Origin of the sequence: Streptomyces sp. NBC_00102, assembly GCF_026343115.1 — a bacterium.
GTDB lineage: Bacteria > Actinomycetota > Actinomycetes > Streptomycetales > Streptomycetaceae > Streptomyces.
In genome coordinates this window covers 14132-39135 of sequence record NZ_JAPEMC010000006.1, presented here as the reverse complement: position 1 = coordinate 39135, position 25004 = coordinate 14132, and the positions used below count along the sequence as shown (strand labels likewise).

Annotated in this window: 25 protein-coding genes and 1 pseudogene; 7 read left to right on the top strand and 19 right to left on the bottom strand. The window is 71.8% G+C overall.

Annotated features, from left to right (window positions below; translation table 11 throughout):
* Positions 1-10: 10 nt before the first annotated feature.
* Entirely contained in the window at positions 11-226 is a 216-nt protein-coding gene (locus tag OHA55_RS35170) for a dodecin (protein WP_266714349.1), read from the bottom strand.
* 203 nt (positions 227-429) lie between these two features.
* Between OHA55_RS35170 and OHA55_RS35165 the strand changes: the two genes are divergently transcribed.
* The 3 genes from OHA55_RS35165 to OHA55_RS35155 all read left to right on the top strand — a co-directional run bounded on the left by OHA55_RS35165 (position 430) and on the right by OHA55_RS35155 (position 3657).
* On the top strand, positions 430-1683 hold the full coding sequence (locus tag OHA55_RS35165; protein ID WP_266714347.1) for an extracellular solute-binding protein: 1254 nt from the start codon (positions 430-432) through the stop codon (positions 1681-1683).
* A 214-nt stretch (positions 1684-1897) separates the two neighbouring features.
* Positions 1898-2734 carry a GNAT family N-acetyltransferase gene (locus OHA55_RS35160; protein ID WP_266714345.1) on the top strand — a complete coding sequence of 279 codons (837 nt, stop codon included), beginning with the start codon at positions 1898-1900 and terminating at the stop codon, positions 2732-2734.
* On the top strand, positions 2731-3657 hold the full coding sequence (locus OHA55_RS35155) for a 1-acyl-sn-glycerol-3-phosphate acyltransferase (RefSeq protein ID WP_266714343.1): 927 nt from the start codon (positions 2731-2733) through the stop codon (positions 3655-3657). The genes OHA55_RS35160 and OHA55_RS35155 overlap by 4 nt, the downstream gene beginning before the upstream one ends.
* Here the strand turns inward: OHA55_RS35155 and egtD are convergent.
* Genes egtD through egtA form a run of 4 tightly spaced genes read right to left on the bottom strand, consistent with a single transcriptional unit; the run spans position 3600 to position 8009 of the window.
* Entirely contained in the window at positions 3600-4562 is a 963-nt protein-coding gene (gene egtD / locus OHA55_RS35150) for an L-histidine N(alpha)-methyltransferase (protein ID WP_266714341.1), read from the bottom strand. The genes OHA55_RS35155 and egtD overlap by 58 nt on opposite strands.
* Positions 4559-5314, bottom strand: a complete 756-nt coding sequence (gene egtC / locus OHA55_RS35145; protein ID WP_266714339.1) for an ergothioneine biosynthesis protein EgtC — start codon at positions 5312-5314, stop codon at positions 4559-4561. Before egtC ends, egtD begins: the two co-directional genes overlap by 4 nt.
* The gene (gene egtB, locus OHA55_RS35140) at positions 5314-6660 is read right to left on the bottom strand and encodes an ergothioneine biosynthesis protein EgtB (protein ID WP_266714337.1); all 1347 of its coding nucleotides are present in this window, start codon (positions 6658-6660) and stop codon (positions 5314-5316) included. The genes egtC and egtB overlap by 1 nt, the downstream gene beginning before the upstream one ends.
* Positions 6657-8009, bottom strand: coding sequence for an ergothioneine biosynthesis glutamate--cysteine ligase EgtA (gene egtA / locus OHA55_RS35135; RefSeq protein ID WP_266714335.1), 1353 nt, complete (start codon positions 8007-8009; stop codon positions 6657-6659). Before egtA ends, egtB begins: the two co-directional genes overlap by 4 nt.
* A gap of 144 nt (positions 8010-8153) precedes the next feature.
* On the opposite strand from egtA, the gene OHA55_RS35130 reads away from it, so the two are divergent.
* Positions 8154-8978: a TIGR02452 family protein gene (locus OHA55_RS35130; protein ID WP_266714333.1), complete on the top strand. Its 825-nt coding sequence runs from the start codon at positions 8154-8156 to the stop codon at positions 8976-8978.
* A 65-nt stretch (positions 8979-9043) separates the two neighbouring features.
* Here the strand turns inward: OHA55_RS35130 and OHA55_RS35125 are convergent, their stop codons facing one another.
* A complete protein-coding gene (locus tag OHA55_RS35125) occupies positions 9044-9511 on the bottom strand; it encodes a type II toxin-antitoxin system PemK/MazF family toxin (protein ID WP_266714331.1) in 468 nt (155 codons plus the stop codon).
* A gap of 287 nt (positions 9512-9798) precedes the next feature.
* On the opposite strand from OHA55_RS35125, the gene OHA55_RS35120 reads away from it, so the two are divergent.
* Entirely contained in the window at positions 9799-10821 is a 1023-nt protein-coding gene (locus OHA55_RS35120) for a LacI family DNA-binding transcriptional regulator (RefSeq protein ID WP_266714329.1), read from the top strand.
* A gap of 51 nt (positions 10822-10872) precedes the next feature.
* Complete coding sequence (locus OHA55_RS35115) at positions 10873-11208, top strand: hypothetical protein (RefSeq protein WP_266714327.1); 336 nt, start codon at positions 10873-10875, stop codon at positions 11206-11208.
* Between the two features lie 127 nt (positions 11209-11335).
* On the opposite strand, the gene trxA is transcribed toward OHA55_RS35115, so the two are convergent.
* Entirely contained in the window at positions 11336-11707 is a 372-nt protein-coding gene (trxA, locus tag OHA55_RS35110) for a thioredoxin (protein ID WP_266714325.1), read from the bottom strand.
* Between the two features lie 115 nt (positions 11708-11822).
* Between trxA and OHA55_RS35105 the strand changes: the two genes are divergently transcribed.
* Positions 11823-13262, top strand: a complete 1440-nt coding sequence (locus tag OHA55_RS35105; RefSeq protein ID WP_266714323.1) for an NAD(P)/FAD-dependent oxidoreductase — start codon at positions 11823-11825, stop codon at positions 13260-13262.
* A 121-nt stretch (positions 13263-13383) separates the two neighbouring features.
* On the opposite strand, the gene OHA55_RS35100 is transcribed toward OHA55_RS35105, so the two are convergent.
* The 12 genes and pseudogenes from OHA55_RS35100 to OHA55_RS35045 all read right to left on the bottom strand — a co-directional run bounded on the left by OHA55_RS35100 (position 13384) and on the right by OHA55_RS35045 (position 25004).
* Positions 13384-14250 carry a fumarylacetoacetate hydrolase family protein gene (locus OHA55_RS35100; RefSeq protein ID WP_266714321.1) on the bottom strand — a complete coding sequence of 289 codons (867 nt, stop codon included), beginning with the start codon at positions 14248-14250 and terminating at the stop codon, positions 13384-13386.
* 74 nt (positions 14251-14324) lie between these two features.
* Positions 14325-15365, bottom strand: a complete 1041-nt coding sequence (locus OHA55_RS35095; protein ID WP_266714319.1) for a cupin domain-containing protein — start codon at positions 15363-15365, stop codon at positions 14325-14327.
* A gap of 23 nt (positions 15366-15388) precedes the next feature.
* A complete protein-coding gene (locus OHA55_RS35090; protein WP_266714317.1) occupies positions 15389-16603 on the bottom strand; it encodes an FAD-dependent monooxygenase in 1215 nt (404 codons plus the stop codon).
* Between the two features lie 95 nt (positions 16604-16698).
* Positions 16699-17349, bottom strand: coding sequence for a CoA transferase subunit B (locus tag OHA55_RS35085; RefSeq protein ID WP_266714315.1), 651 nt, complete (start codon positions 17347-17349; stop codon positions 16699-16701).
* The gene (locus tag OHA55_RS35080; RefSeq protein ID WP_266714313.1) at positions 17349-18104 is read right to left on the bottom strand and encodes a CoA transferase subunit A; all 756 of its coding nucleotides are present in this window, start codon (positions 18102-18104) and stop codon (positions 17349-17351) included. The genes OHA55_RS35085 and OHA55_RS35080 overlap by 1 nt, the downstream gene beginning before the upstream one ends.
* A gap of 16 nt (positions 18105-18120) precedes the next feature.
* Positions 18121-18874 (bottom strand): annotated as a pseudogene (locus tag OHA55_RS35075) (SDR family NAD(P)-dependent oxidoreductase).
* The gene (locus tag OHA55_RS35070; protein WP_266714311.1) at positions 18871-19842 is read right to left on the bottom strand and encodes a fumarylacetoacetate hydrolase family protein; all 972 of its coding nucleotides are present in this window, start codon (positions 19840-19842) and stop codon (positions 18871-18873) included. The pseudogene OHA55_RS35075 and the gene OHA55_RS35070 overlap by 4 nt, the downstream one beginning before the upstream one ends.
* Positions 19843-19935: 93 nt before the next feature.
* Positions 19936-20868 carry a VOC family protein gene (locus OHA55_RS35065; protein ID WP_266714309.1) on the bottom strand — a complete coding sequence of 311 codons (933 nt, stop codon included), beginning with the start codon at positions 20866-20868 and terminating at the stop codon, positions 19936-19938.
* Between the two features lie 4 nt (positions 20869-20872).
* Positions 20873-21892 (bottom strand): amidohydrolase family protein, encoded by a 1020-nt coding sequence (locus tag OHA55_RS35060; RefSeq protein ID WP_266714307.1) that lies wholly within the window; start codon positions 21890-21892, stop codon positions 20873-20875.
* Positions 21889-23019 carry an FAD-dependent oxidoreductase gene (locus tag OHA55_RS35055; RefSeq protein ID WP_266714305.1) on the bottom strand — a complete coding sequence of 377 codons (1131 nt, stop codon included), beginning with the start codon at positions 23017-23019 and terminating at the stop codon, positions 21889-21891. Before OHA55_RS35055 ends, OHA55_RS35060 begins: the two co-directional genes overlap by 4 nt.
* A 24-nt stretch (positions 23020-23043) precedes the next feature.
* Positions 23044-24006, bottom strand: coding sequence for a cyclase family protein (locus OHA55_RS35050; protein ID WP_266714303.1), 963 nt, complete (start codon positions 24004-24006; stop codon positions 23044-23046).
* Positions 24003-25004 carry a fumarylacetoacetate hydrolase family protein gene (locus OHA55_RS35045; protein WP_266714301.1) on the bottom strand — a complete coding sequence of 334 codons (1002 nt, stop codon included), beginning with the start codon at positions 25002-25004 and terminating at the stop codon, positions 24003-24005. Before OHA55_RS35045 ends, OHA55_RS35050 begins: the two co-directional genes overlap by 4 nt.

The following is a 25004-nucleotide window of genomic DNA, read 5'->3' as shown; positions in this document are numbered from 1 at the left end:
TCGTGCCGTGTCAGGAGGCACCGTCGAGGCGGAAGCCGACCTTGAGCGTCACCTGGTAGTGCCCGATCCGGCCGTCCTCGATGTGTCCGCGCGCTTCCTTGATCTCGAACCAGTCGAGATTGCGCAACGTTTCCGACGCCCGGGCGATGCCGTTGCGGATCGCCGCGTCGATGCCCTCCTCGGAGGTTCCTACGATCTCGGTGACCCGATAGGTGTGATTGGACATCGTATGTCTCCCTTCGTGTCTCCACCGTGCCTCACTCCAGGGGGTTGCGCGAGAGAACAACCGGCCACGCCCGGGTGGCGGACGGCGCTTGACCTGCTCAATGGTCCATACCAAAATCCAGCCACACACCCGTGCGAGCACCGCCCGCGTCCCCCCACACCGGGTCATGTTTCCGTCGTGCTGTTTCGCAGAAGGTGACGCTCGTGAAGAACCGGATTCTCGCCGGAGCCATCGCACTCGTCTCGTCCGTCGCTCTCGGAGGATGCGGCTATCTGTCCCCGTCCGCAGGGGGCGACACGGACGTGACGATCTGGCTGATGAAGGGCAGTGCGTCCACCGAGTTCCTGGACAAGTTCACCACGGCGTACGAGGCCGAACACGACTCTGTCGAACTGAATTTCAAGTTTCAGGAGTGGGGCGGAATCGGTCCCAAGGTGCTGTCCGCCCTCAAGGGCGGCAACTCGCCGGACGTCATCGAGGTGGGCAACACGCAGGTCGCGCAGTACGCGGAGAGCGGCGGCCTGCGCGATCTCACCCTGGAGTCCATGCGCGACCTCGGCAGCGAGGACTGGCTGCCGGGCCTCGCCGAGCCGGGCAGCATCAACGGAGTGCAGTACGGCATCCCTTGGTACGCGGCCAACCGGGTGGTCATCTACAACAAGGACCTCTTCGCGCAGGCGGGGATCGACACCCCGCCGAAGAACCGTGAACAGTGGATCGCCGACACCGAACGCCTGGACGCCGAGGGCAACCAGGGCATCTACCTCGCGGGCCAGAACTGGTACGTCCTCGCCGGATTCATCTGGGACGAGGGCGGAGAGCTCGCGAACGGGGAGGACGGGGACTGGGTCGGCTCCCTGGACAGCCCGGCGGCGCTCAGGGGCATGGAGTTCTACAAGAAGCTCCAGGCACTCGGCTCCGGCCCGAAGGACGCCGACGAGGAGAACCCGCCGCAGACCGACGTGTTCGCCCGCGGCAACGTCGCCCAGATCATCTCCACCCCGGGAAGCGCCGCGCTCATCGAGCAGGCCAACCCCGAACTCAAGGGGAAGCTGGGCTACTTCCCGATACCCGGCAAGACCACGAAGAAGCCCGGCGCCGTGTTCACCGGTGGTTCCGACCTGATCGTCCCGGAGAAGGCCCCCCACCGCAGCGCGGGCATCGACGTGGTCAAGGCGCTGGCGAGCGAGAAGTGGCAGCGGGAACTCGCCCTGGCCATGAGCTACGTCCCCAACAAACCGAAACTCGCGAGCGCCATCGGGAGCCAGGAAGGCACCGCCGCGATGGCGGAAGGAGCGACGCAGGGGCGGGCGACCCCCAACTCCGCACAGTGGGCGGAGGTCGAGGAAACGAACCCGATCAAGCCGTACATGACCGCGGTGCTCGAAGGAGGGGACCCGGAGAAGGCGGCGAAGTCGGCCTCGGAACGCATCAGTTCCCTTCTGGCGGGCGGCTGACGCCACGGCGGTTCGCGGGCGGGCGCGCGGGGGCGGGCGGGGCGTGAGGGAAAGACGGTACCGGCCCGCCCCCGGGATTCAGCCGTCGCACATCCCGACTCTCCATGGCGGTCACGTCGAATCCAGCCGGTCACGGAAGAAGTAGGGGGCCGGACCTTCGCCACCGCGCGACGGTCCGACGGCCGCCCTCGCCGATCCGTCCCCGGAGTCTGCCATGACCGCGCTGCCCGTCGCTCCACCGGTACTCCCCGTCTCCGCCGTACCGGCCCCCGTTCGGCCCGCCGCCCCCTCGGGGCCGCCGCAGCCCCCCGCCTACCACCTCGTCCTCGCCGCCGGCCCCGAGGACGTACGCGCCGCCCAGCGCCTGCGGCACCTGGTCTTCGCCGGTGAGCTCGGCGCCCGGCTCGACGGGCCCGAACCCGGACTCGACGGCGACGAGTTCGACGCCTTCTGCGACCACCTGCTGGTCCGGGAGACCGCCACCGGCGACGTCGTCGCCACCTACCGGGTGCTGCCTCCCGAGCGCGCCCGCGCCGCCGGCCGCCTCTACTCGGAGAGCGAGTTCGACCTCACCCGGCTCGCCCACCTGCGCGACGACCTCGTCGAGGTGGGCCGCTCCTGCGTCCACCCCGCCCACCGCGACGGCGCCGTGATCGCCCTCATCTGGGCGGGCCTCGCCCGCTACATGGAGCGCACCGGCCACAACTGGCTGGCCGGCTGCTGCTCGCTCCCTCTGGGCGACGGCGGCGTCCAGGCGGCCCGCAGCTGGGAAACCGTACGCACCAAGCACCTCGCTCCCGAGGAGTACCGGGTCACCCCGCACCGCCTCTGGCCGGGCACCGCCGGTGCCTCCGGTCCGCAGCCGGCGGCCGGCGCCCGCGCCGACCTGCCGCCGCTGCTCCGCGGCTACCTCCGCCTCGGAGCCTGGGTGTGCGGATCGCCTGCCTACGACCCGGACTTCGACTGTGCCGACCTCTATATACTCCTCTCCATGCGCCGCGCCGACCCCCGCTACCTGCGGCACTTCCTCTCCATGGCTCCTCCGCGGTGAACGCCTGGTTCCCCCTCTCCCCGTGCACCCCGCAGGCCTGCGCAGGCCACCACGGAGCGGTGCGCCCCCTGCTGCCCGCGGTCGCACGCCTGGTCGCGGGCTGCCTGCTCGCGACGGGCGGCGCCGCGTGCACGCCGCTGGCCGCCGCGCTCACCCAGCCGGCCCGGGACCTGCTGGTCCGCCGCTGGTCCCGGGCGGTCCTGCGGACCTTCGGGGTACGCATGAGGGTCACCGGGAACCCGGGCGACAGGGGCGGCGGGGAACTGGTCGTCGCCAACCACATCTCGTGGCTCGACATACCCCTCGTCGCTGCCGCCCTCCCCGCGCGGATGCTCGGCAAGTCCGAGATACGCCGGTGGCCGCTGCTCGGAACCCTCGCCGCGCGGGGCGGCACCCTCTTCATCGACCGGGAGAGCCTGCGTGCGCTGCCCGAGTCCGTGGGCGCCGTGGCCGACGCGCTGCGCGCGGGCGACCGGGTGGTGGCCTTCCCGGAGGGCTCCACCCGGTGCGGCGGCGGGCCGCCGGGCCCCTTCCGCCACGCGGTCTTCCAGGCGGCCCTCGACGCGGGCGCCACCGTGCGGCCCGCCCGTATCACCTACACCCTGGAGACAGCACCTGCCGAGGATCCTGGTCGCGATGCCGGACTCCCCGCCCGCGCGGTCGCGTTCGTCGGCGACGACCCGCTCAGCGCCTCGCTGTGGCGGGTGGTACGGGCCGCCGGAGTGACCGCCGAGCTCACCCTCCTCCCGCCGCTCCGGGCCGAGGGAACGGGCGGGCGTCCGGACGCGGCCCAGGGAACGGGCGGGCGTCCGGACGTGAACCGCCGGACACCGCCGGGCGAGCGCAGGGCGCTCGCTCGTCTCGCTCAGACGGCGGTGGCCAGCGACACCGCGAACCTGTCCGCCGAGTCCGTCCACCACTGATCGAGCCGCAGCCCCGCCGCACCCAGTTCGTCGCGCACCCGTTCCCGCCGGAACTTCGCCGACACCTCCGTACGGAGCTCCTCGCCCTCCTCGAACGACACCACCAGATCCAGCTCATGGATCTTCACCGTCAGCACCGAGCGGGCCCGCAGCCGCATTTCGATCCACTCGGCGTCCGCGTCCCAGCGCGCGACGTGGTCGAACGCCGCGGGGTCGAAATCCGCGTCCAGTTCCCGGTTGACGACCTCCAGGACGTTCTTGTTGAACGCCGCCGTCACCCCGGCCGCGTCGTCGTACGCCGCGACCAGCGTCTCCGGCTCCTTCACCAGGTCCGTACCGAGCAGCAGCGCGTCGCCGGGGGAGAGGATCGAGCGGACCGAGTGCAGGAAGGTCGCGCGCTCCTCCGGCAGCAGATTGCCGATCGTGCCGCCCAGGAACGCCACCAGCCGGGGGCCGGGGGTTCCCGGCAGAGCGAGGCCGCCGGTGAAGTCCGCGATGAGGGCGTGCACGTTCAGCTCGGGCCGCTCGGCGAGCAGGGCCTCGGCAGCCCCGGTCAGCGCGCTCTCGCTCACGTCCACGGGGACGTAACTGTGCAGCCGGTCGAGGGCGTCGAGCAGGTGCCTGGTCTTCTCCGAGGAGCCCGAGCCCAATTCGATCAGGGTCCGGGCGCCCGAGGCTTCGGCGATGTCCGCCGCCCGCGCCACCAGGATCTCCCGCTCCGCACGGGTCGGGTAGTACTCCGGCAGCCGGGTGATCTCCTCGAACAGCTCGCTGCCCCGCGCGTCGTAGAACCACTTCGGCGGCAGCGTCTTGGGGCGTCGGGACAGACCGGCGAGGACGTCGGCGCGGAGCGCCGCCTCCGTGGCGTCCACCGGCAGGGTGCGGGTCAGCAGGAAGGGACTCAACGGGGGGTCTCCTTGAGCGGGGTGGGCAGGACTTCGCCGACGGTCGCCACCAGCAGGGTGCGGTCCGGCACCTCGTGCCAGGCCGGATCGTCGTCGTACGGCTCCGAGGCCACCACCGTGCGGAGGCCGGGCCGGTGCAGATACCAGAGGCTGTCGCCCCAGGCGGTCGCCACGACGGTCGTCCCGTCCGTGAGCAGCAGGTTGAGACGCGAACCGGGCGCGGAACGCGCCACGTCCAGGACGGTGTCGGCGACGGCCTGCGGGAGGTCGTCGCCCTCGTCGACACGGTGGCGGATCATCGCCCACAGCAGCGCCGAGTCGCTGCGGGCGTCCAGCGAGAGCAGGACGGACGCGGGCAGCGCGGACGCGAGCGGTGCCAGCGAGCCCGGCCACCCGAGCACGGCGCCGTTGTGGCTGAACAGCAGCGGGCCCGCCTTGAACGGCGCGGCCGCGGCCTCCCCGTCCGCGCCCGACTCCGTGGCGTCCCGCACGGCCGCGAGGAACGCCCCGCTGGCCACCACCCGGGCGAGCTCCCCGAAGGTCTCGTCGCCCCAGACCGGGACGGCCCGCCGGTAGCGGCCCGGCAGAGGGTCCCCGGCGGCGTACCAGCCCACACCGAACCCGTCGGCGTTGACGGTGCCGTTGCGCTGGCGGCGGGGCGCCCAGGACTGCCGTACGAGCGAGAACTCCGGAGCCACCAGCACCTCGCCCAGCGGTACCGGGGGGCCCAGATAGGCAAGATGACGGCACATCAGATGTCCCTCGCGGTACGGAAACCGGAGAAGATCTGGCGCCGTACCGGCAGGTCCCAGTTGCGGAACGTGCCCCGGCAGGCGACCGGGTCCACCGCGAACGAACCGCCCCGCAGCACCTTGTGGGCCGGGCCGAAGAAGACCTCCGAGTACTCGCGGTACGGGAAGGCGACGAACCCCGGATACGGCAGGAAGTCGCTGGCCGTCCACTCCCACACGTCACCGATCAGCTGCCGCACCCCGTCGCGCGACTCACCGGCGGGATAGGCACCGGCGGCGGCCGGCCGCAGATGGCGCTGGCCGAGGTTGGCCCGCTCCGCGGTGGGGTCGGCGTCGCCCCAGGGGTAGCGCAGCGAGCGACCGGAGGCCGCGTCGTGGCGCGCCGCCTTCTCCCACTCGGCCTCGGTCGGCAACCGCCGTCCGGCCCAGCGCGCGTAGGCGTCCGCCTCGTACCAGCTGACGTGCAGTACCGGCTCGTCGGCGGGCACGGGCTCGGTCGTCCCGAACCTGCGCCGCAGCCACTGCCCGCCCTCGCGACGCCAGAACAGCGGAGCGGTGAGCCCGTGTTCACGGACCATCGCCCAGCCCGCCGGTTCCCACCAGCGTTCCTGCGCGTATCCGCCGTCCTCGATGAATCGCTGATACGCCCCGCAGGTGACCGGCGTGGTGTCCAGGAAGAAGGCGTCCACCTCCCGCCGGTGCGCCGGGCGCTCGTTGTCCAGGGCCCAGGGCTCGGTGGAGGTACCCATGGTGAACGGACCGCCCGGCACCAGCACTTCGGACGGGAGGCGTACGGAGTGCTCCGCCGGGGGCGGCTCGGGGGCGGTGAGTGCCGCCGGGCCGGAGCGCAGCTGATGAGTAATCAGCATGGTCTCGTCGTGCTGCTGTTCGTGCTGGGCGATCATGCCGAAGGCGAATCCCGCCCGCTCCAGCGGGCGTCCCCCGCCGTGCAGGGGCGCGCCCGCCAGGATCTCCAGCACCCGGCCGCGTACGTCGGAGGCGTAGTTGCGGGCCTCGGCGGGTGCCAGCAGCGGCAGGGACGGGCGGGCGGACCGGGGGTGCTCGAACGCGTCGTAGAGGCCGTCGATCTCCGGCCGGATCGCGTCCCGGCCGCCCACGGCCCGCAGGATCCACTGCTCCTCCTGGTTGCCGATGTGGGCGAGATCCCAGACCAGTGGAGACATCAACGGCGAGTGCTGGGCGGTGAGTTCGCCGTCCTCGACGCTGTCCGTCAGTACTGCGGTGCGGACCCTGGCGGCGAGCAGGGCGGTGAGGGCCCGGTTGCGGAGATCCTCGGCGTCGGACTCGGGCGCGAGGTGGAAGTTGGTGTCGGAGACGCTGGTCATGCGGGGAAGCCCTTTCCGGAGGATGTCGTCCGGGTGCCGCCCGCCGACGACGCCTCGGCCCACGCGGCGGCCGCCGCGGGGGAGAGGAGGTCGGGCAGGTCGTCGGCGGGACATCGCCCACGGGCGACGTACCGCTCGGTGAAGCCGGCCACGGTGTCCAGCACCGCGGTGCTCGCGCCGATCCGGGGGAGCGCGCCGAGCGCCGCCTCGAAGCAGACGGCGGCCGCGGCCCGCAGCTCGGGATCGGTCAGCCCGTCCCGGGCCGCCGCCCGCCAGAGCGGATTGCGCGGCGCCGCGTTCGGGCCCGCCGTCTCGGCCAGCGGTTTCACGGTGCGGTACACCGTCTCCGCCGCTTCCGGATCGTCGAACAGCGCGGTGGCGACGGCGAGCGGCACCAGCCAGCCGTCCGGGCCGGACTGGGCATCGATCATGCGCAGTTCCAGATGCCCGCGCGGCCGTGCGGGCGGAAAACAGGTGGTCATGTGGTACTCCAGGTCCTCGCGCGTGGGCGGCCGGGGGCCACCGCCCCGGATCCACTGGCGGAAGGTGAGCCCGTTCGGCACCTCCCAGGGGCCCGTTTCGGTGCGGACGCACATGACGCTGGTGTCCAGAACGTGCGTGGCCCATGCCTCCCGCGGCGGAAGATGCCCCGGAGGCGCCAGCGTGCGGTCCGGGTCGAGCGCGGCCCACAGGCCCTGACGGGTGGACCGCCAGCCGGTCCGGGCCCGCTGCTGGAAGGGCGAATTGGCGAACGCCGCGACGAGCACCGCGCCCAGCAGATGTACGAGCTGCCAGCGGCGGCCGTAGCCGAGCGGCCCCGGCTCCTCCTCACCCGCGTCCAGGCAGACCTGCACGGACGCGGAGGTGCACATCATGGCCCGGCCGGCCGTGCCCGAGCGGTCCAGTGCCGCCTCCATCGCCTCGTAGCGCGGCTCCCGGAGCCACCGCCGGGGCGACCGCCACGGGTCGACGCCGAGTCCTGTGGGGGCCAGGCCCGACCGGCCCAGCGTGGCGCGTACGGCCGCCAGGTCGGCGGCGACCGCGTCGACGCACGCCATCAGGGATCCGGCGGGCCGCGAACTGAGCTCCAGCTGTCCTCCGGGCTCGAAAGTCAGCGCCGAGTCGAGCGCCAGCGTCCGCACCTCGGCGAAGGACGCGTCCAGGCGCTCGGCGGGGACCCGCAGGTCGGGACGGACGGCGTCGTGGATGAGCCATTCGAGTTCCACCCCGACGGTGCGGGGCGGTCCGGTCTTGAAGCAGATGGCCTGCAGTAAATCCTCCGCCTCACTCTCGCCGAGGGGCGATCCGTGCGTGATGGTGCCGATTCCGGTGGTCGCGTTCGGGGGCATACGTGCCTCCTCTTCCGATGCCTCCCTTCCACCCAAACCCCTGCCGACCGATCGCACAAGGGCGCCCCGGCCAGGCGAAAAGGCGTTGCGCGGAATCCACCTGACATCGAACATGTGCGCTATGTACTACCTGGGGGAGCGCTCGTGAGCGCACGGATGCGCGCCCTGGCGCGCGAAACCGAGACCATCGTCGACGAGGGCCGGTACCGCACGTCCGCGGGGTGCGAGGTCACCATCGGGAGCGCAGTGGCCGCCGCGCTCTCGGGGACCGCACTGTACGGACCGGGCCCGGTGGAGACCCCCGTACTCGACTCCGACCGCGCGACCGGCTTCGAGGTGACCGGCGAGAGCAGCCTGCGGGCGGCCCGCCGGATGAGCGGGGAGGGGACGGGCCGGATCGCCGTGCTCAGCTACGCATCGGCCCGGAACCCCGGCGGCGGATACCTGAACGGCGCACGGGCGCAGGAAGAGGACCTCTGCCGCGGTTCCGCGCTCCACGCGACCCTTCTGCGCGCCCCCGAGTACTACGCGCACCACCGCGCGAACCGCAGCGCCTTCTACACCGACCGGGTCATCCACTCGCCCGGCGTGCCCGTCTTCCGCGACGACCGGGGCGCGCTGCTCGACACCCCGTACCTCGTCGGCTTCCTCACCTCGCCGGCACCCAACGCGGGCGTGATCAGGCGGCAGACACCCGAGGAGGCCGACCGCGTTCCGGCGGCCCTGGCGAGCCGCGCCGAACGGGTGCTGGAGGTCGCCGCCGCCCACGGATACCGCCGGCTCGTCCTGGGTGCCTGGGGCTGCGGGGTCTTCCAGAACGAACCGGCGCAGGTCGCGGACGCCTTCGGCGGCCTGCTCACCGGCGGCGGGCGCTTCGCCGGCCATTTCGAGCAGATCGTCTTCGGCGTCCTCGACCGCGCGCCCGACTCCACCACCCGCGCGGCCTTCGCCGCCCGCTTCCCCGGCTGACGAGGCCTCCCCGGCCGGCGCGGCACGGGCAACGTCCGTCCGGGGGCGCGTGCGGGCGGACCGGCTCAGCTCCAGCCGTACCGTTCCCGGAGCCGGTCCACCACGAGCCGGAACCGTTCGAAGTCCAGTGCGCAGGCCTCGCGCCGCATCCCGTCCTCGTGCACCCTCAGCACCCGGTCCAGGTCCACCCACGAGGGGCGGCCCGAGCTGTCCCACGGCCCGGCACCCAGTGCCACCCACTCGCGGTCGAGGTCGTGCTGCTTGCTGGAGAGCTGGACCGCGAGCAGCGTGCCGGCCCGTTCCCGCGCGACGACGAGGACCGGCCGGTCCTTGCCCCGACCGTCGTTCTCCTCGAACGGCACCCAGGTCCAGACGATCTCCCCCGGATCGGGGTCGCCGTCCCGGTCGGGGGCGTACGAGGTGCGGACCGGACCGACCTCGTGCGGGTCGGCCTCGACGGTCGCGGAGGGGCCGGTGCGGCCGGGAAGGCCGGAGGAGAAGTCGGTGTCGGAGGTGCTGTTCTGATAAGTCATCAACACACCGTAGGACAGTCGCACCTCCGGCTCCGCATCGGCCGGAGGCCACGGCCGACGGCGGGGCTCAGGTGGCGTGCGGGGCGCGTACGCCGGTCGAGCGGAGGTCGCGGGCGGGCTCCGCGCGCCTTTGCCGGAACACTCCCGCACACGGACGGAGCGCCTGGGCGGGTGGAAAGTCCCGCCCGACCCGCCCTCCGGGCGGACGGCGCCACTCTCACCACAGGCCCCTGGGGGTGCCCCGGGCGGCCACCGACTCCGGTACGTCTGCAAGACTGCCCGTCGCCATGAGCCAGTTACCCAAGCAGCCCTCGGAATCTCCCGTCCCCACGAGCGCCGACGTGGCGCGGCTGGCGGGCGTCTCCCGGGCCACCGTGTCGTACGTACTCAACAACAACCCCACCATGCGGATCAGCGAACCCACCCGCCGCCGGGTACGGGAAGCAGCCCGGGACCTCGGCTACGTGCCGCACGCCGCGGCGAGGAGCCTGCGCGCCGGACACACCCGGATGGTCCTGCTGCCCACAGGGCACTTGCCCGAGGGCCCCCTCTACCGCGACTTCCTCCGAGACCTCCAGGCCGGCCTGCGCGGACTCGACTACACCGTCGTCCAGTACGGAAGCGCCGGCCTCGGCCCCGACGAAGCCGCCAGGGCCTGGGCGGAACTCCGCCCCGTGGCCGTCGTAGCACCGGCCGGGCTGGCACTCACCGCCTACGGCATCGCCGTCCTCCACCGCTCCGGAGCCAAGGCCGTCATCACCCTCGGCCCGCACCCGGTCGAGGGTGCGCACGGCCTGGTGCTCGACCAACGCGAGGTCGGCAGCCGCGCGGCGTCCCACCTGCTGGAGCGGGGCTACCGGCGCATCGGCGTGGTCATGCCCCGGGACAAGGCGACCGTCCCCTTCGCGGACCCGCGACTCGAAGGCGTACGCCGGGTGGCACGGCCGGCCGGAGCGCGGATCGAGGAACTCGTCCTGGGATACGACGAGGGCGACGCCGCCGCGCTCGCCGCCCGATGGCGGACCCTCGGCCTGGACTCCGTCTTCGCCTACAACGACGAGTACGCGATGCTGCTGATGCGGGCCTTCGAGGACGCCGGAATCCCGGTTCCCGCCGAGGTCGCAGTGATCGGCGCCGACGACCTGATGCTCGGACGACTGCTCCGCCCCCGGCTGAGCACCGTACGGATGGCGCTCGCCACCGGGCAGCCGCTCGCCGAACTCATCGACCGGCTCGTCCAGCACCCCGGCGGTGACCCGGAGCACCACGAACTGCTCCGGGCCGTAGCCGTGCCCCGCGACTCGACCTGACGGTGCGCGCCGGTCCACCGGCGACCGCCGGACAGCCCTTAGCGTCGGCCCATGAGCCATCCGCAGAGCTACGAGATCCTGCTGGTACCCGAGTACGCCGACGCGTCGGGCGCCGACAAGCCGGGACCGGTGAAGAAGGGGGAGAACGAGAGGGACGAGCCGCCGAAGCCCGGTGACGCCATCCGGTCCGGGATCGTGGAGGCCACCGGCGCCACCGGCGAGTCCGGATACCCCCGCTACGCCGGGGACGGCATCGAGGCGGACATCGACCCCGCCACGCGGACGGTGGAGGCGCTGCTGATCGACGGCGCCGAAATCGACTACGGCCTCTCGGTACGCGTCGCGGACCGCGCCCCCGCACCGGGAGACGAACCGGCCCCGGGGTGAACCCTCCCGCCGGACACTGCCCGGAGGCCGTCCGGCGGTCCGCCCCGCAGGCAGGCACGAGGCCCCGGCCCGCAGCACGTGGAGTGCTGCGGGCCGGGGCCTCGAAGGACGGGGCGGGCGACGACCGCTACGCCTGCTGCTTCTTCTGCTCCTCCACCGACTTGTGCACCTCGGCCATGTCGAGCTTCCGCGCCTGCCCGATGACGTCCTCCAAAGCGGCCTCCGGCAGCGCACCCGGCTGCGCGAACACGGCCACGTTGTCACGGACGATCATGAGCGTGGGGATCGAACGGATGTCGAAGGCCGCCGCCAGCTCCTGCTGAGCCTCGGTGTCGACCTTGGCGAAGACCAGGTCGGGGTGGCGTTCGGACGCGGAGTCGTAGACCGGGGCGAACTGGCGGCAGGGGCCGCACCAGGAAGCCCAGAAGTCGATCAGGACGAACTCGTTGTCACTCACGACCTGGTCGAAGTTTTCCTTGGTGAGCTCTACGGTGCTCATTCTCTGCTACCTCTTCCTGTGCCGGTTCGGACCTGTCCGGCACAACCGTGACCATCAGTGCACTATTCCGCCTGCCCCTGTGGCCCTCCGGCACACGCCCCGCCAGACTGTGACCATGAACGAAGCTGCGGGCAGTACCGAGTACGACGTCGTGATCATCGGAGCCGGACCGGTGGGTGAGAACGTGGCCGACCGGACCAGGGCGGCGGGCCTGAGCACCGCCGTCGTGGAGGCCGAACTCGTCGGCGGCGAATGCTCGTACTGGGCCTGCATGCCCAGCAAGGCGCTGCTGCGCCCCGTCATCGCCCGCGCCGAGGCACGCAGGGTGCCGGGGCTCGAAGCCGCCGTGCAGGGCCCTCTGGACGCCGACGCGGTCCTCGCCAACCGCGACGGATTCACCTCCCACTGGAAGGACGACGGGCAGGTGGAGTGGCTGGAGAGCGTCGGCGCCGACGTCTACCGCGGCCAGGGGCGGCTGACCGGCGAGAAGCGGGTCTCCGTCACCGCGCCGGACGGAACGGTCCGCACCCTCACCGCCCGGCACGCCGTGGCCGTCTGCACCGGAAGCCGCGCCGTCGTCCCCGGCCTGCCCGGAGTCGCCGAGGCCCGTCCCTGGACCAGCCGCGAAGCGACCAGCGCCAAGAGCGTGCCCGGCCGGCTCGTCGTCGTCGGCGGGGGAGTCGTCGGCGTCGAGATGGCCACCGTCTGGCAGGGCCTGGGCGCCCAGGTGACGCTGCTGATCCGCGGCGGCGGACTGTTGCCCAAGATGGAACCCTTCGCCGGCGAACTGGTCGCCGAGGCACTCACCGAGGCCGGCGCCCACATCCGGTACGGCGTCTCCACCACCGCCCTCCACCGGGTCGGCCCCGACGGACCGGTCACCGTCGAGCTGGACGACGGCGACCGGATCGAGGCCGACGAGATCCTCTTCGCCACCGGACGCGCCCCCCGCACCGACGACCTCGGCCTGGAGACCGTGGGCCAGAAGCCCGGCGGTTGGCTGACCGTGGACGACAGTTGCCGGGTGGAGGGGAGCGACTGGCTCTACGCGGTCGGCGACGTCAACCACCGCGCCCTTCTCACCCACCAGGGCAAGTACCAGGCCCGGATCGCGGGCGCCGCCATCGCCGCCCGCGCCCGGGGCGCCGCGACGCCGGAGACCGGCCCCTGGGGCGCCCACGCGGCGACCGCCGACCACGCAGCCGTACCCCAGGTCGTTTTCACCGACCCGGAAGCCGCCTCGGTCGGCCTCACCCTCGCCGAAGCCGAACACGCCGGCCTCCGCGTCCGGGCCGTCGACTACGACCTCGGCTCCGTCTCCGGCGCGAGCCTCTACGCCTCCGGCTACCGCGGCCGCGCCCGCATGATCGTCGACCTGGACCGGGAGATCCTCCTCGGCGTCACCTTCGTCGGCCCGGGCGTCGGCGAGCTTCTCCACTCGGCCACCGTCGCGGTGGCGGGAGAGGTCCCCATCGCCCGCCTCTGGCACGCCGTCCCCTCGTACCCGACGATCAGCGAGGTGTGGTTGCGGCTGCTGGAGACGTACCGGGGGTAGCGGCCGCCGTCAAGGCTGGACAACGGAGGCGTTCACGTGTGGAAGCGGAGATGCGTGGGCGGAACCGGCAGGTTTTCTGCCCTGGGCGGGTTTTGGTCGCGTGCATGTGAGGTGGTGCCCCTCAGCGCGCCCGATGCCCAGGGCGCCGCTCGTAGGGGACGGCCCGGGTCCCGTCGACGCCCACTTCCAGACGGCCGACCCGTTCGATGTCCAGGACGATCGTGTCGCTGTGGCTGAGCGGCCCCACGCCGGCCGGTGTGCCGGTCGCGATCACGTCACCTGGGTGGAGGGTCATGACGGACGACGTGTAGGCGATCAGTTCACGGACGCCGAAGATCAGATCCGCGGTGTTCGTTCGCTGCCGGGTGCCACCGCTGACGTCGCAGCGCAGGTCGAGGCAGTCGGGGTCCGGTATCTCGTCGGCGGTGACGATCCAGGGCCCGATCGGTGTGAATGTGTCGAACGACTTGCGTGTGGAACGGTCTTCGCCGGATCGCACGGTGATGTCCAGTACGCAGGTGTAGCCGAAGACGTGGTCCAGCGCGTCGGCCGCGTCGACGTGGGTGGCGGTGCGGCCGATGACGACGCCCAGCTCGCCTTCCTGGTCGGTGCGCTTGTCGGTGTAGGGCAGGAGGACGTCCTGGCCCGGCCCGATGACCGACGAGTTGGCCTTGAGGAAGACGCCCAGGTCCGCGATGGAGGTGGTGTACTCCATCTCGGCCTTGTGGTCCAGATAGTTGACCGGCGCCCCGATGATCTTGCCGGGACGGGGCAGTGGCGCCTCCATGACTGCCTCGGCCAACGGGACGCGCGTGAGGCCGGAGAGGTCCAGCGGGGCAGCTCCCTCACGGGCCGTGGTCTCGATGTGACGGTGCAGCGCTCCGGCCGGGCCGGGCGGGCCGGTACCGATGAGTCGCTCGGTCACGTCGACGAGGTCGTCGCCGTCGACGGCTCCGAGTCGCCCGTCGTTGAACAGGGCCAGACGCATCTGGGCCTCCTTGCGGATTGCGGGATACGGATTGCGGGATACGGATACGGGCGTCCGGGTGGGGTGCGGTTCGTTCAGGCGCCGGGGTCGGCGTCTTCGGCGCGGTACAGGCCGAGGGAGCGGAGGACGGGCTCGTTGCTGTAGGAGAACAGGACGGCGTCGTCGGAGGCGGAGTGGTTGAGGTGCCGGTAGGGCGTCCAGCCGGGCACGGCGAAGGTGTCGTTCTCGGACCACTCCAACCGCTCGCCGTCCACGATCGTGGTGCCTTCACCGCGGACCACGGTGAAGATGGTGGAGGCGGTGTGCCGGTATCCGGCTCCCCGGAAGCCCGGTCGCAGCCGCTGGACGCGGCAGCCGATGGTCGGCATGACGGGGCCGCCCGTCCACGGGTTGGTGTATTCGAGGACGATGCCGTCGACGGCGCTGCCTGCCGCGGTGTCGGAGATCCCCTCCAGAGCGAGTCGGGTCTCTTCCCACGTATAGCGGGTCACAGGGGAGTTGGGCCCGTCCTGGGTGAGCCAGACCGGGTTCAGCCGACCGTGCAGGAATTGCCTGCTGCCGGCGTCGTCCGGGCGGGTCACGGGCTGGAGGCGCTGCGGGTACTTCTCGTAGAAGCCCGCCTCCAGGGCGTTGACGAGGGGGTAGTCGAGGGCGTCGAGCCAGATCATCGGAGCGTCGCCCTCGTGCGTGTGGTCGTGCCAGTGCCAGCCGGGGGTGAGCAGCAGGTCGCCCGGCGACATGAAGACACGCTCGCCGTCGACCGTCGTCCACGCACCGCTGCCCTCCAGGACGAAGCGGAAGGCGTTGGACGTGTGCCTGTGTGCCTGGGCGGTCTCGCCGGGCAGGATGATCTGCAGTCCCGCGTACAGGGTGTTGACGGTGGCGGGTGGATCGGTCAGGCCGGGGTTCACCAGCATGAGCACCCTGCGTTCCGCCTCGTCCAGCGAGAGCGTTTCGGAGAAGTGCAGCAGATGCGGCCGCAGTTCCTGCCAGCTCCAGCGGTAGGGCACGGCACGGCTCTTGGGCTGTGTGGGGAAGAGGTTGCCGTAGAAGCGCCACAACGGGGCGGCTCCCAGGCTCTCCAGGGCCTTGTAGGCGTTGTCGTCGGTCGTCACGGTGTCCTCCTCGGCGAGCCCGTTCACAGGGCGGGAGCAGATGCGGGGGTGGGGGTCCACACCCAGGAGATGTCGTCGAACTCCTCGGGGCCGCGTGACGAGAGGAGCTTGTTGCGCAGGGTGGCCCCCATGCCTTCCAGGTGGCAGATCTCGCCGAAACGGCGGGCGCCGGTCTGGATGAGGGCCGCCCGTTCGCGGCGCCGGTCCGCGTACGCGGCGAAGGCTTCAGCGGGGTCCGAGCACTGGCCGAGAGCCTGTCCGAGCGCCACCGCGTCCTCCAGTGCCTGGCACGCGCCCTGTGCGAGGTACTGGAGCATGGGGTGGGCGGCGTCGCCGAGGAGGGCGATGCGGCCGTGCACCCAGGTGTCGATCGGGGCGCGGTCGTAGAGGGGCCAGCGCCGGTCGCGTGAGACGAGGGGCAGGGCGTCCCGCACGGCCCGGCAGGTGCCGGCGAAGCGTTCCTCGAGTTCGGCTTCGGTGCCCCAGTCGTCGGAGTCCGGGGTGTAGTGGTCGCTCTCGAAGACGGCGACCTGGTTGTAGAGCTCGCCGCGGCGTACGGGGTACTGCACCAGGTGCATGCGTGGCCCGGCCCAGACCATCACCGCTTCCGAGGCGGCGTGTCGGGACATCGGGCCGGTCATCTTCCCGGTGGGGAGGGCGCCGCGGAAGGCGACGTACCGCGAACAGACCGGTTCTCCGTCGTTCACCAACGACTGGCGCAGGCGGGAGTGCAGTCCGTCGGCCGCGACCACCGCGTCGGCGGTCAGTTCCGCGTGGTTCTCGGCGAAGGTCAGGTGGACGCCGAAGCCGTTCTGCTGCGCCTCGGTGACGGTGTGCCCCGTGCGCAGAGTGACGCCTGGATGTTCCTGGCAGGCGGTCAGCAACGCGGCGTGCAGGTCGGTCCGGTGGGTGACGAGGTAGGGGTGCGCGAAGCGGTCGGTGTAGGCCGCGCCGTGGAGGTCGAGGGCGGTGACCTCGTGTCCGGTGAGGGCGTCCATCATCACCAGCCGGGGTGGTGCCACGGCGGTGTGCCGTACGGCGGCGAGTACGCCGAGTTCGTCGAGGGCGAGGGAGGCGTTCGGGGCGAGTTGCAGGCCGGCGCCTATCTCGCCGAAGCGGTTGGCTTGTTCCACGAGCGTCACGCGGTGGCCGGCGCGGGCGGTCGCCAGTGCGGCCGCCAGTCCGCCGATGCCGCCGCCGACTACGGCGATGTGGAGTGGGGAAGAGGTGACGGGCATCTGGCCTCCGTGAGTGAGCAGGGGTGTTCTGGCGTGCGAGCGGTTCCCAGGCAGTGCGTTGCCGGGGGGCTGGAGGGGCAGCGGCGCCGCAGGGCTCAGCAGGCCGCGGAGACGCCGTCCACGCGCACGGCGGCGTCGGTCCGGGCGGTGATGTCTTCGACGGTGACGCCTGGGGCGGTCTCGACCAGGGCGAGCCCGTCGGGGGTGACGTCGAGGACTCCGAGGTCGGTGATGATCCGGTGGACGCACCGCTCGCCGGTGAGGGGGAGCGTGCACTCGCCGAGGATCTTGGGAGTGCCGTCCTTGGCGGTGTGTTCCATGAGGACGATGACGCGGCGGGCCCCGTGGACGAGGTCCATCGCGCCGCCCATGCCCTTGACCATCTTTCCGGGGATCATCCAGTTGGCGAGGTCGCCGCGTTCGGACACCTGCATGGCGCCCAGTACCGCGGTGTCGATGTGGCCGCCGCGGATCATGCCGAAGGAGAGTGCGGAGTCGAAGAAGGAGGCTCCTGGCAGCACGGTGACGGTCTCCTTGCCGGCGTTGACCAGGTCGGGGTCGACCTCGCTCTCGACGGGGTAGGGGCCGGTGCCGAGGATGCCGTTTTCGGAGTGCAGGACGACGTGGACCCCGGGCGGGAGGTGGCCAGGGACGAGAGTGGGCAGGCCGATGCCGAGGTTGACGTAGGAGCCGTCGGTGAGTTCGGCGGCCGCGCGGGCGGCCATCTGGTCGCGGGTCCAGGCCATCAGACGCGTACCGTCCTTTTCTCGATCTGCTTGTCGGCGGCCTGCTCGGCGGTGAGGGCCACGATCCGCTGGACGTAGATGCCGGGCAGGTGGATGTCCTCGGGGTGGAGTGCGCCCGGTTCGACGAGTTCCTCGACCTCGGCGACGGTGACGCGGCCGGCCATGGCGGCGAGGGGATTGAAGTTGGCGGCGGCACGGCGGAAGAGCAGGTTGCCGTGGTGGTCGCCGCGCCAGGCCCGTACCAGGGCGAAGTCGGTGGTGATGCCGTGCTCCAGGACGTGGGCGCGGCCGGCGAAGTCGCGGGTCTCCTTGGGCGGGGAGGCCACGGCCACCGTGCCGTCGGCCGCGTACCGCCAGGGCAGGCCGCCGTTCGCCACCTGGGTGCCGACGCCGGCCGGGGTGTAGAAGGCGGGGATGCCCGCACCGCCCGCGCGCAGCCGTTCCGCGAGGGTGCCCTGCGGGGTGAGTTCGACCTCCAGTTCACCGCCGAGGTACTGCCGGGCGAACTCCTTGTTCTCGCCGACGTAGGAGCCGGTGACGCGGGCGATGCGGCCGGCGGAGAGCAGGATGCCCAGACCGCGGCCGTCGACACCGCAGTTGTTGGAGACGACGTTCAGACCGGTCGTGCCCCGGTCGTGCAGGGCGCGTATCAGGGTTTCGGGTACACCGCTGAGGCCGAAGCCGCCGACGGCGAGCGAGGCGCCGTCGGGGATGTCGGCGACCGCTTCGGCGGCGTCGGCGCGGACCTTGTTCATGGGTGCGTGGTGCCTTTCAGTTGGGGGCCTCGCGCAGTGCGTCGGAGACGGACTTGACGCCGCCGTGCGCGGTCATGCCGCCGTCCACCGGAATCTCCGCACCGGTGATGAACGACGCGTCGTCGGACAGCAGGAACGCCACCAGCGGCGCGACTTCGCCGACGGTGCCCGTGCGGCCCAGTGGTGTCTCGCGGACGTTGACCTCGCGGAACCCGGGTGCGGCCGAGGCGGTCATCCCGGTCTCGATGTAACCGGGATGGATCGTGTTGACGCGGATGCCGCGCGGTCCGAGCTCCAGGGCAGCTGTTTTCGACAGGCCGCGCAGTGCCCACTTGCTGGTGGTGTAGGCGACTGGGTAGTGAGCGGTGAGGGCAGCGGACGATCCGACGTTGACGATGGAGGAGCCGGGGCGCATGAGCGGCGCCACATGCTGCATGCCGAGGAGCGGACCGGTGACGTTGACCGCGTGGACGCGGGCCATGTCCGCCGAGCGTACGTCGCCGAGTCGGGCCCGCCAGGTGATGCCGGCGTTGTTGACCAGGCCGTGCACCTGCCCGTACGACTCCCGCAGTTCGTCCGCGAGTTCGGCCCAGGCCGTTTCGCTGGTGACGTCGAGGCGTCGGCAGCCGGGTGCGCCGGTCACGTCGGTGGGGATGACACGGGCCCCCTTCCAGGGTGAGCAGCCGGGCCTCGGCGGCGCCCTGTCCGCCGGCCGCGCCGGTGACGACGACGACCTTTCCGAGCAGCCTCTTGGAGTGCGGGTCGGTCACGGCCGCTCCCGGAGGCGGCGGCGCCCGGTGGGGAGAGGGACGGGGGCGGCGCCGGCGACGACGGTGTTGGTGAGGACGCCGAGGCCCTCGACGGTGAGCGTGACGGTGTCACCGGGCTTCAGCGGCGGCGGGGACTGTTCGCCGCGCCGGCCCCAGAGTTCGGCGAGGCAGCCGCCGTTGCCACAGGTACCGGAGCCGAGGACGTCGCCCGGGACGACCCGGGTGCCGCGGGAGGCGTAGGCGGTCATCTCCTCGAAGGTCCAGCTCATGTGGGACAGCAGGTCCTCGCCGACCACCCGGCCGTTGATCTCCGCGGTCATGGCCAGCCGGAGGAAGCCGTCCGCGTCGCGGTGGGGCTCCAGTTCGTCGGCGGTGACGAGGTACGGGCCCAGGGTGGTGGCGGTGTCCTTGCCCTTGCAGGGGCCGAGGCCGATCTTCATCTCCGCGCTCTGGAGGTCGCGTGCGGACCAGTCGTTGAAGACGGTGTAGCCGATGATGTGGTCACGGGCTTGACGTGGTGTCAGGTCACGGCCCTCGCGGCCGATGACGGCTCCGACCTCCAGCTCGAAGTCCAGGACGGACGAGCCGGGCGGTACCGGGATGCCGTCGAGGTGACCGTGGATCGCGTGGGGGTTGGTGAAGTAGAAGGTCGGGGCCGCGTACCACTGTTCGGGGACGCCGCCGACGCCTTCCACGGACCGGCGCACCCCCTCCACGTGCTCCTCGAAGGTCACGAAGTCCCGTACCGAAGCGGGCTGGAGCGGGGGAAGCGGACGGACCTGGGAGACGTGCGGGCCGGCCGGCCCGTCGAGAGCCGTCGATCCGGCGTCGAGCAGCGCGGGGAGGCCGGAGGTCTCCTGGATCAGTGCGGTGAGCGAGGTGACTCCGGGCAGGGGGAAGAGGGTGCCGTCCTCTTCCACGACTGCCACCCGGCGGTGCTCCTGATGTTCGTACGTGGCGAAACGCATGGTGCGGCTCCGGCGGAGTGTGGTCGGGCGGGTAGGGGTGCGCCTCGGGGGGCGTGGGCCGTGGCCCGCGCCCCCCGGACTCGGCGGAAGGGATCAGACCGGGGGAGCGACGAAGACGCCGCGGTCGGGGTCGTTGAAGGACTCCTTGGCGACGATCTCGTTCATGGCGTTGGCGGTGCCCCACTGGTCGGTGACTTCGGGCTGCGAGAAGTCGTAGACGTGGGGGTGCCAGGTGTCTTCGTCGAGGTTCTCCAGCTCGGTGGTGTACTCGACGGTGTTGCCGTGCGGGTCGAGGAAGTAGGTGAAGGTGTTGTCGCCGGCCAGGTGCCGGCCGGGGCCCCAGACCTTCTTGAAACCTGCTCGCATGACGCGGCCGGAGCCGCGCATGTACTCGTCGATGCCGCGCATCTCGAAGGAGACGTGGTGCAGGGCGGTGTGCGGGCCCTGGGCGATGGCCATGGAGTGGTGCTGGTTGCTGATCCGCATGAAGTGCATGACCTCGCCCATGTGCGGGGAGCTGAGGGTGTCGGAGAGGGCGAAGCCGAGGTGGCGCTCGTACCATTCGCGGGTGCGGTTCAGGTCCGGCGAGTTGAGCACGACGTGCGAGAGCTTGACCGGGATGGCCTCCTTCTCCTCGATCTTCCGGTGGCGCCGCACCGCGACGTCGGCGGACACCTCGATGGTGCGGCCGTCGACGTCGAAGAAGCGGAAGCCGTATCCGCCGCCCGGGGTGTCGACCCTGCCCGGACGGGAGATCAACTGCACGTCTCCGGCTATGAGTCGCTCCGCCAGGGTGTCCACGTCGGCTGCGGACGCGGCGCCGTAGGAGACGAGGTCGAGTCGCTTCTCGTCGGCCTTGCGCAGCCGCACGACGTACTGCTCGGGGGAGCCCTCGGCGGCGAGGAAGGAGATGCCGGAATCCTCGGCGACCTTGGTCAGTCCCCAGACGCCCGCGTAGAAGTCGAGCTGCTTGTCGTAGTCGGGCACGGCGAGGTCGACGTGCCTCAGGTGGGTGAGCAGGCGCATGGTGTCAGTCCGTCCGGAGGAGGAAGGCCGCGTTGCGGCCGCGGATCGCGTGGAAGTCGGCCTCGGGCAGGGCGGCGGCGCGCAGGGCGCCCACCGGGTCCTCGGATCCCATGTCGAAGGGGAAGTCCGAGCCGAGCAGGACCCGGTCGGCCCCGGCGACACGGACCAGTTCCCGCAGTACATGGGGGTCGTGGACGAGGGAGTCGAAGTACAGCCGCTTCAGGTAGGTGCTGGGCGGGTGGGCGCAGCGGGCTCCCGCGTCGGACCGGGCGGACCAGGCGTGGTCGGAGCGGCCGATGTGGGTGGGCAGGTAGCCGCCGCCGTGGGCCGCGACCAGCTTCAGCCCGGGGTGCCGGTCGAGTACCCCGGAGAAGATCAGGTGCGAGAGTGCGACGGCGTTCTCGGTGGGCTGGCCGACCGTGTTGGAGAGGTACCACTGGTCGAGGCGCTCGTCGAGGGTGCAGCCGAAGGGGTGCAGGAAGAGGATCGCGCCCGTCTCCTCGGCCCGGGTCCAGAAGGGTTCGTAGGCCGGGTCGGAGAGTTCGCGGCCGGGCGCGTGGCTGGAGATCTCGACGCCGAGCAGGCCCTGCGCGAGAGCGTGGTCGAGGGCGTCGACGGTGCGCTCCGGGTGCTGGAGCGGTACGAGGCCCAGACCGCGCAACCGGTCCGGCGCGGCCGAACAGTGCTTCGCGGTGGCCTCGTTGGCCAGCCGGTACACCTCCCCGGCCGTCTCCTCGTCCGCCCAGTAGTGGTAGTGGGAGGGGGAAGGGCTGACCAGCTGGACGTCGACACCCTGCGCGTCCATCGCCGCCAGCCGTACGGTGACGTCGGTCAGGCGGGGGAAGCGCTCGCGGATCATGGGACCGCTGACGGCGAGGGCCGCGGGGCCGTTGCGGCGGGCGTCCAGCGCCCGTGCCCCGGCCAGCCCCGGCCGCCCCTCCACCAGTGCCTCGATCTCAGGCAGCAGGACGTGGGCGTGTACGTCGACCGTGGGGGTGGCCTGCTGAACCTGCGGCGCGGTCACGGCAGTTCCCGGAGCATGGTCATGGTGCGGGCCATCAGACCGGGCACGTCGGCGTCGTGCACACCGTCGAGCTGCCACTGCCCGATGCGGACGGACGCCTCCACGACCGGGCGGACGCGGACGATCCGCCGCTCGTAGTACGACTGGAACAATGAGTCGTCCCAGTCGTCGGCCCCGGTCAGCATCTGGGCGAGCACCCACGCGTCCTCCAGCGAGAGGGCGGCGCCCTGGGCGAGGGTGGGCGGGCAGCAGTGCGCGGCGTCGCCGACCAGGACGACCCGGCCGCGGTGCCAGGACCCCTCGACCAGCATGCGGTCGAACCAGGTGTAGTTGACCTTCGCCGGATCCGTGACGTGCTCGGTGATCTCCGGCCAGAACCCGCCGTAGTGCCGGGTCAGGCGGCGCATCTCGTCCGCGTACGACTCGGGCGGTATCCCGGCGCGGTCGCGGTTGGCCTCCACCACGTACGCGTACAGCGTCGTGTCGCTGGTGGGGCAGTAGCCGGCGATGTAGGCCGGCCCGCCGTAGGCGAGGTCGGTACGGGTGACGCCGGCCGGGCGCGGGGCGGCGACGCGCCAGATGGCCATGCCGGTGGGTTCCGGTCGGGCGGGGATGCCGATGGCGGCGCGGGTGGCGGAACCGAGGCCGTCGGCTGCGATCACCAGGTCGTAGCGGTGCTCGGAGCCGTCGGAGAGCCGTACCGAGACGCCGCGTGCGTCCTGGTCCAGGATCTCGGCCGTGGTGCCGAGCCGCACGGTCGCGCCACTGGCGCGCACCGCGTCGATGAGGATCCGCTGCAGCCGGGGGCGCTGCATGCCCACGGTTGCGGGCAGGTCGTCGCCGCCGGTGCGCAGGTCGTCCTGGGTGTGCAGGACCGTGCCGTCGGGTGCGGTGATGCCGACCGAGCCGAAGCCGAAACCGGACGCCTCCACCTGCTTCCAGACGCCCAGTTCGCGCAGGACGCGCAGGGCGTTGCCCTGGAGGGTGATGCCGGAGCCGGCGGTCGCGTTCCAGTCGGCCTTGGCCTCGACGAGGTCCACGGCGTACCCGGCGCGGCGCAGCAGGATCGTCACGGCGTTGCCGGCCGCGCCGCCGCCGATCACGAGGACCGTGCGGGATGGGGTCATGGGGAACTCCTTCGTTCCTCGGTGCTACTTGACGGCTATCGGGTTGACCGGCGAGCCGACCGCGCCGGTGATGGGCAGGGGCGCTGCGGTGAGCCAGAAGGCGTACGCGCCGTCGCCCGCACAGTCCTCGGCGAGAGCGTCGAGGTCCCACATCTCGCCGATGAGCAGGCCGATGTTCGGGATGGCGACCTGGTGCAGCGGCTGGAAGGCGTGCTCGAACTCGTTCGGACGGACCTCGAAGCCCCAGGTGTCGGTGGCGATCGCGGCGATCTCGGTGCGGTGCAGCCAGCCGGCCGTGGTGAACGACAGGCCGGGTGCGGGCCCTCCGGCGTACTCGCCCCAGCCGTCGCGGCGTACTCGGCTCAGCTGCCCGGTGCGTACCAGCACGATGTCTCCGCGTTCCACGGTCACGCCGTGCGCCTGGGCCGTCGCCGCCAGGTGCTCCTCGGTGATCGCGAATCCGTCGGGCAGCTCACCGTCCTCGCCGACGACCCGGCCGACGTCGAGGAGCACCCCGCGCCCGGCGACGTAGGGGGCCATGTGCTCGATGCCGGTGACCAGGTCACCGTCGGAGGTGACGACCTGCTCGGCCGGGCGTCCGTTCCACGCCTTGCCGTGGTCGAAGATGTGCCCGAGTCCGTCCCACTGCGTGGAGCACTGCAGCGGCATCGCGATCACGTCGTCGGCGCCGCCGATGCCGTGCGGCAGGCCCTGGTTGCCGAGGGCCGCGTCGGTGCCGGTGTCCAGCATGGTGTGGACCGGGTTGGTGCGCCGGCGCCAGCCCTTCTGCGGGCCGTCGATGTCGAAGCGCTGGGAGAGGGAGAAGCTGACGCCCCGCCGGACCAGCGCGGCGCCCTCGCGGCGCTTCGCTTCGTCGAGGAAGTTGAGGGTGCCCAGTACGTCGTTCTCGCCCCAGCGGTTCCAGTTGGAGCACGCTTTCGCGGCCCGCGCGATCGAGCCCTCGGGGTCGGTGCGGTCGGGGGTCACCGGGCTTCCTCCGCCACACAGCGGGTGCGTTGAGCACCCAGTCCGGTGATGGAGCCGTCCATGACGTCGCCGTCGCGCAGCAGTCGGCCCCAGTGCATGCCGTTGCCGGCGGGGGAGCCGGTGAGCACCAGGTCGCCCGGCAGGAGGCGGGCCGACTGGGAGGCGTAGGACACCATGCGTGCGACGTCGAAGATCATGTCCTTGGTGGACTCGTCCTGCATGGTCTCGCCGTTGAGCTTCAGGACGAGGCGCAGGTCGTCGGTGTCGGCGACCGAGGTGGCGGGGACGATCCAGGGGCCGAGCGGGGTGAAGCCGGGGGCGTTCTTGCTGCGCAGCCAGTCCGTGCCTATCTGTGGCATGTCCCGGCGGAATACGGTCGCCCGGTCGGTCAGGTCGTTGGCGATGGTGTACCCGGCAACGTGGTCCAGGGCCTCCTCCACGGACACCCGGTAGGCGGGGCGGCCGATCACCGCGGTCAGCTCCAGCTCCCAGTCGGGCTTCTCGGCCCAGGCCGGTAGTACGACGTCGTCGTACGGTCCGGTGATCGCGCTCGGCAGACCGATGAAGACGTACGGCAGATCCTCGGCTGCCCGCCGGTCCATGATCTCCGCCGCCTCGGCGCGCCGTTCCGCCTCCGGCCGCTCGTCACCCGGCGCCCGGTGGGCGACGTGCAGATCGATGACGTGTTGGCGGTAGTTGGCCCCGGACTGGAAGACCTGGCGCGGCTCGACCGGCGCGTGTACCCGGAATTCCGCCAGCGCCCGGCGGTGTGGACCGTCGTCGGAGGCCAGCGCGGCGAGCCGTGGCTCCACCGCGTCCCAGTCCTCCAGGACGGCCCGCACGGTCAACTCGGCGTTGCCCAGGGCGGACCGCAGGTCGATCGCCTGCGCGTCGGGTGTGACGAGAGCGGGGAAGGGCGCCCCCTCGGGGGCGGAGAGTGTGGCCAGGGCGAAGGGCCCGGCGAAGAGGGCGGACGAGGCTTCAGGTTTCACGAACAT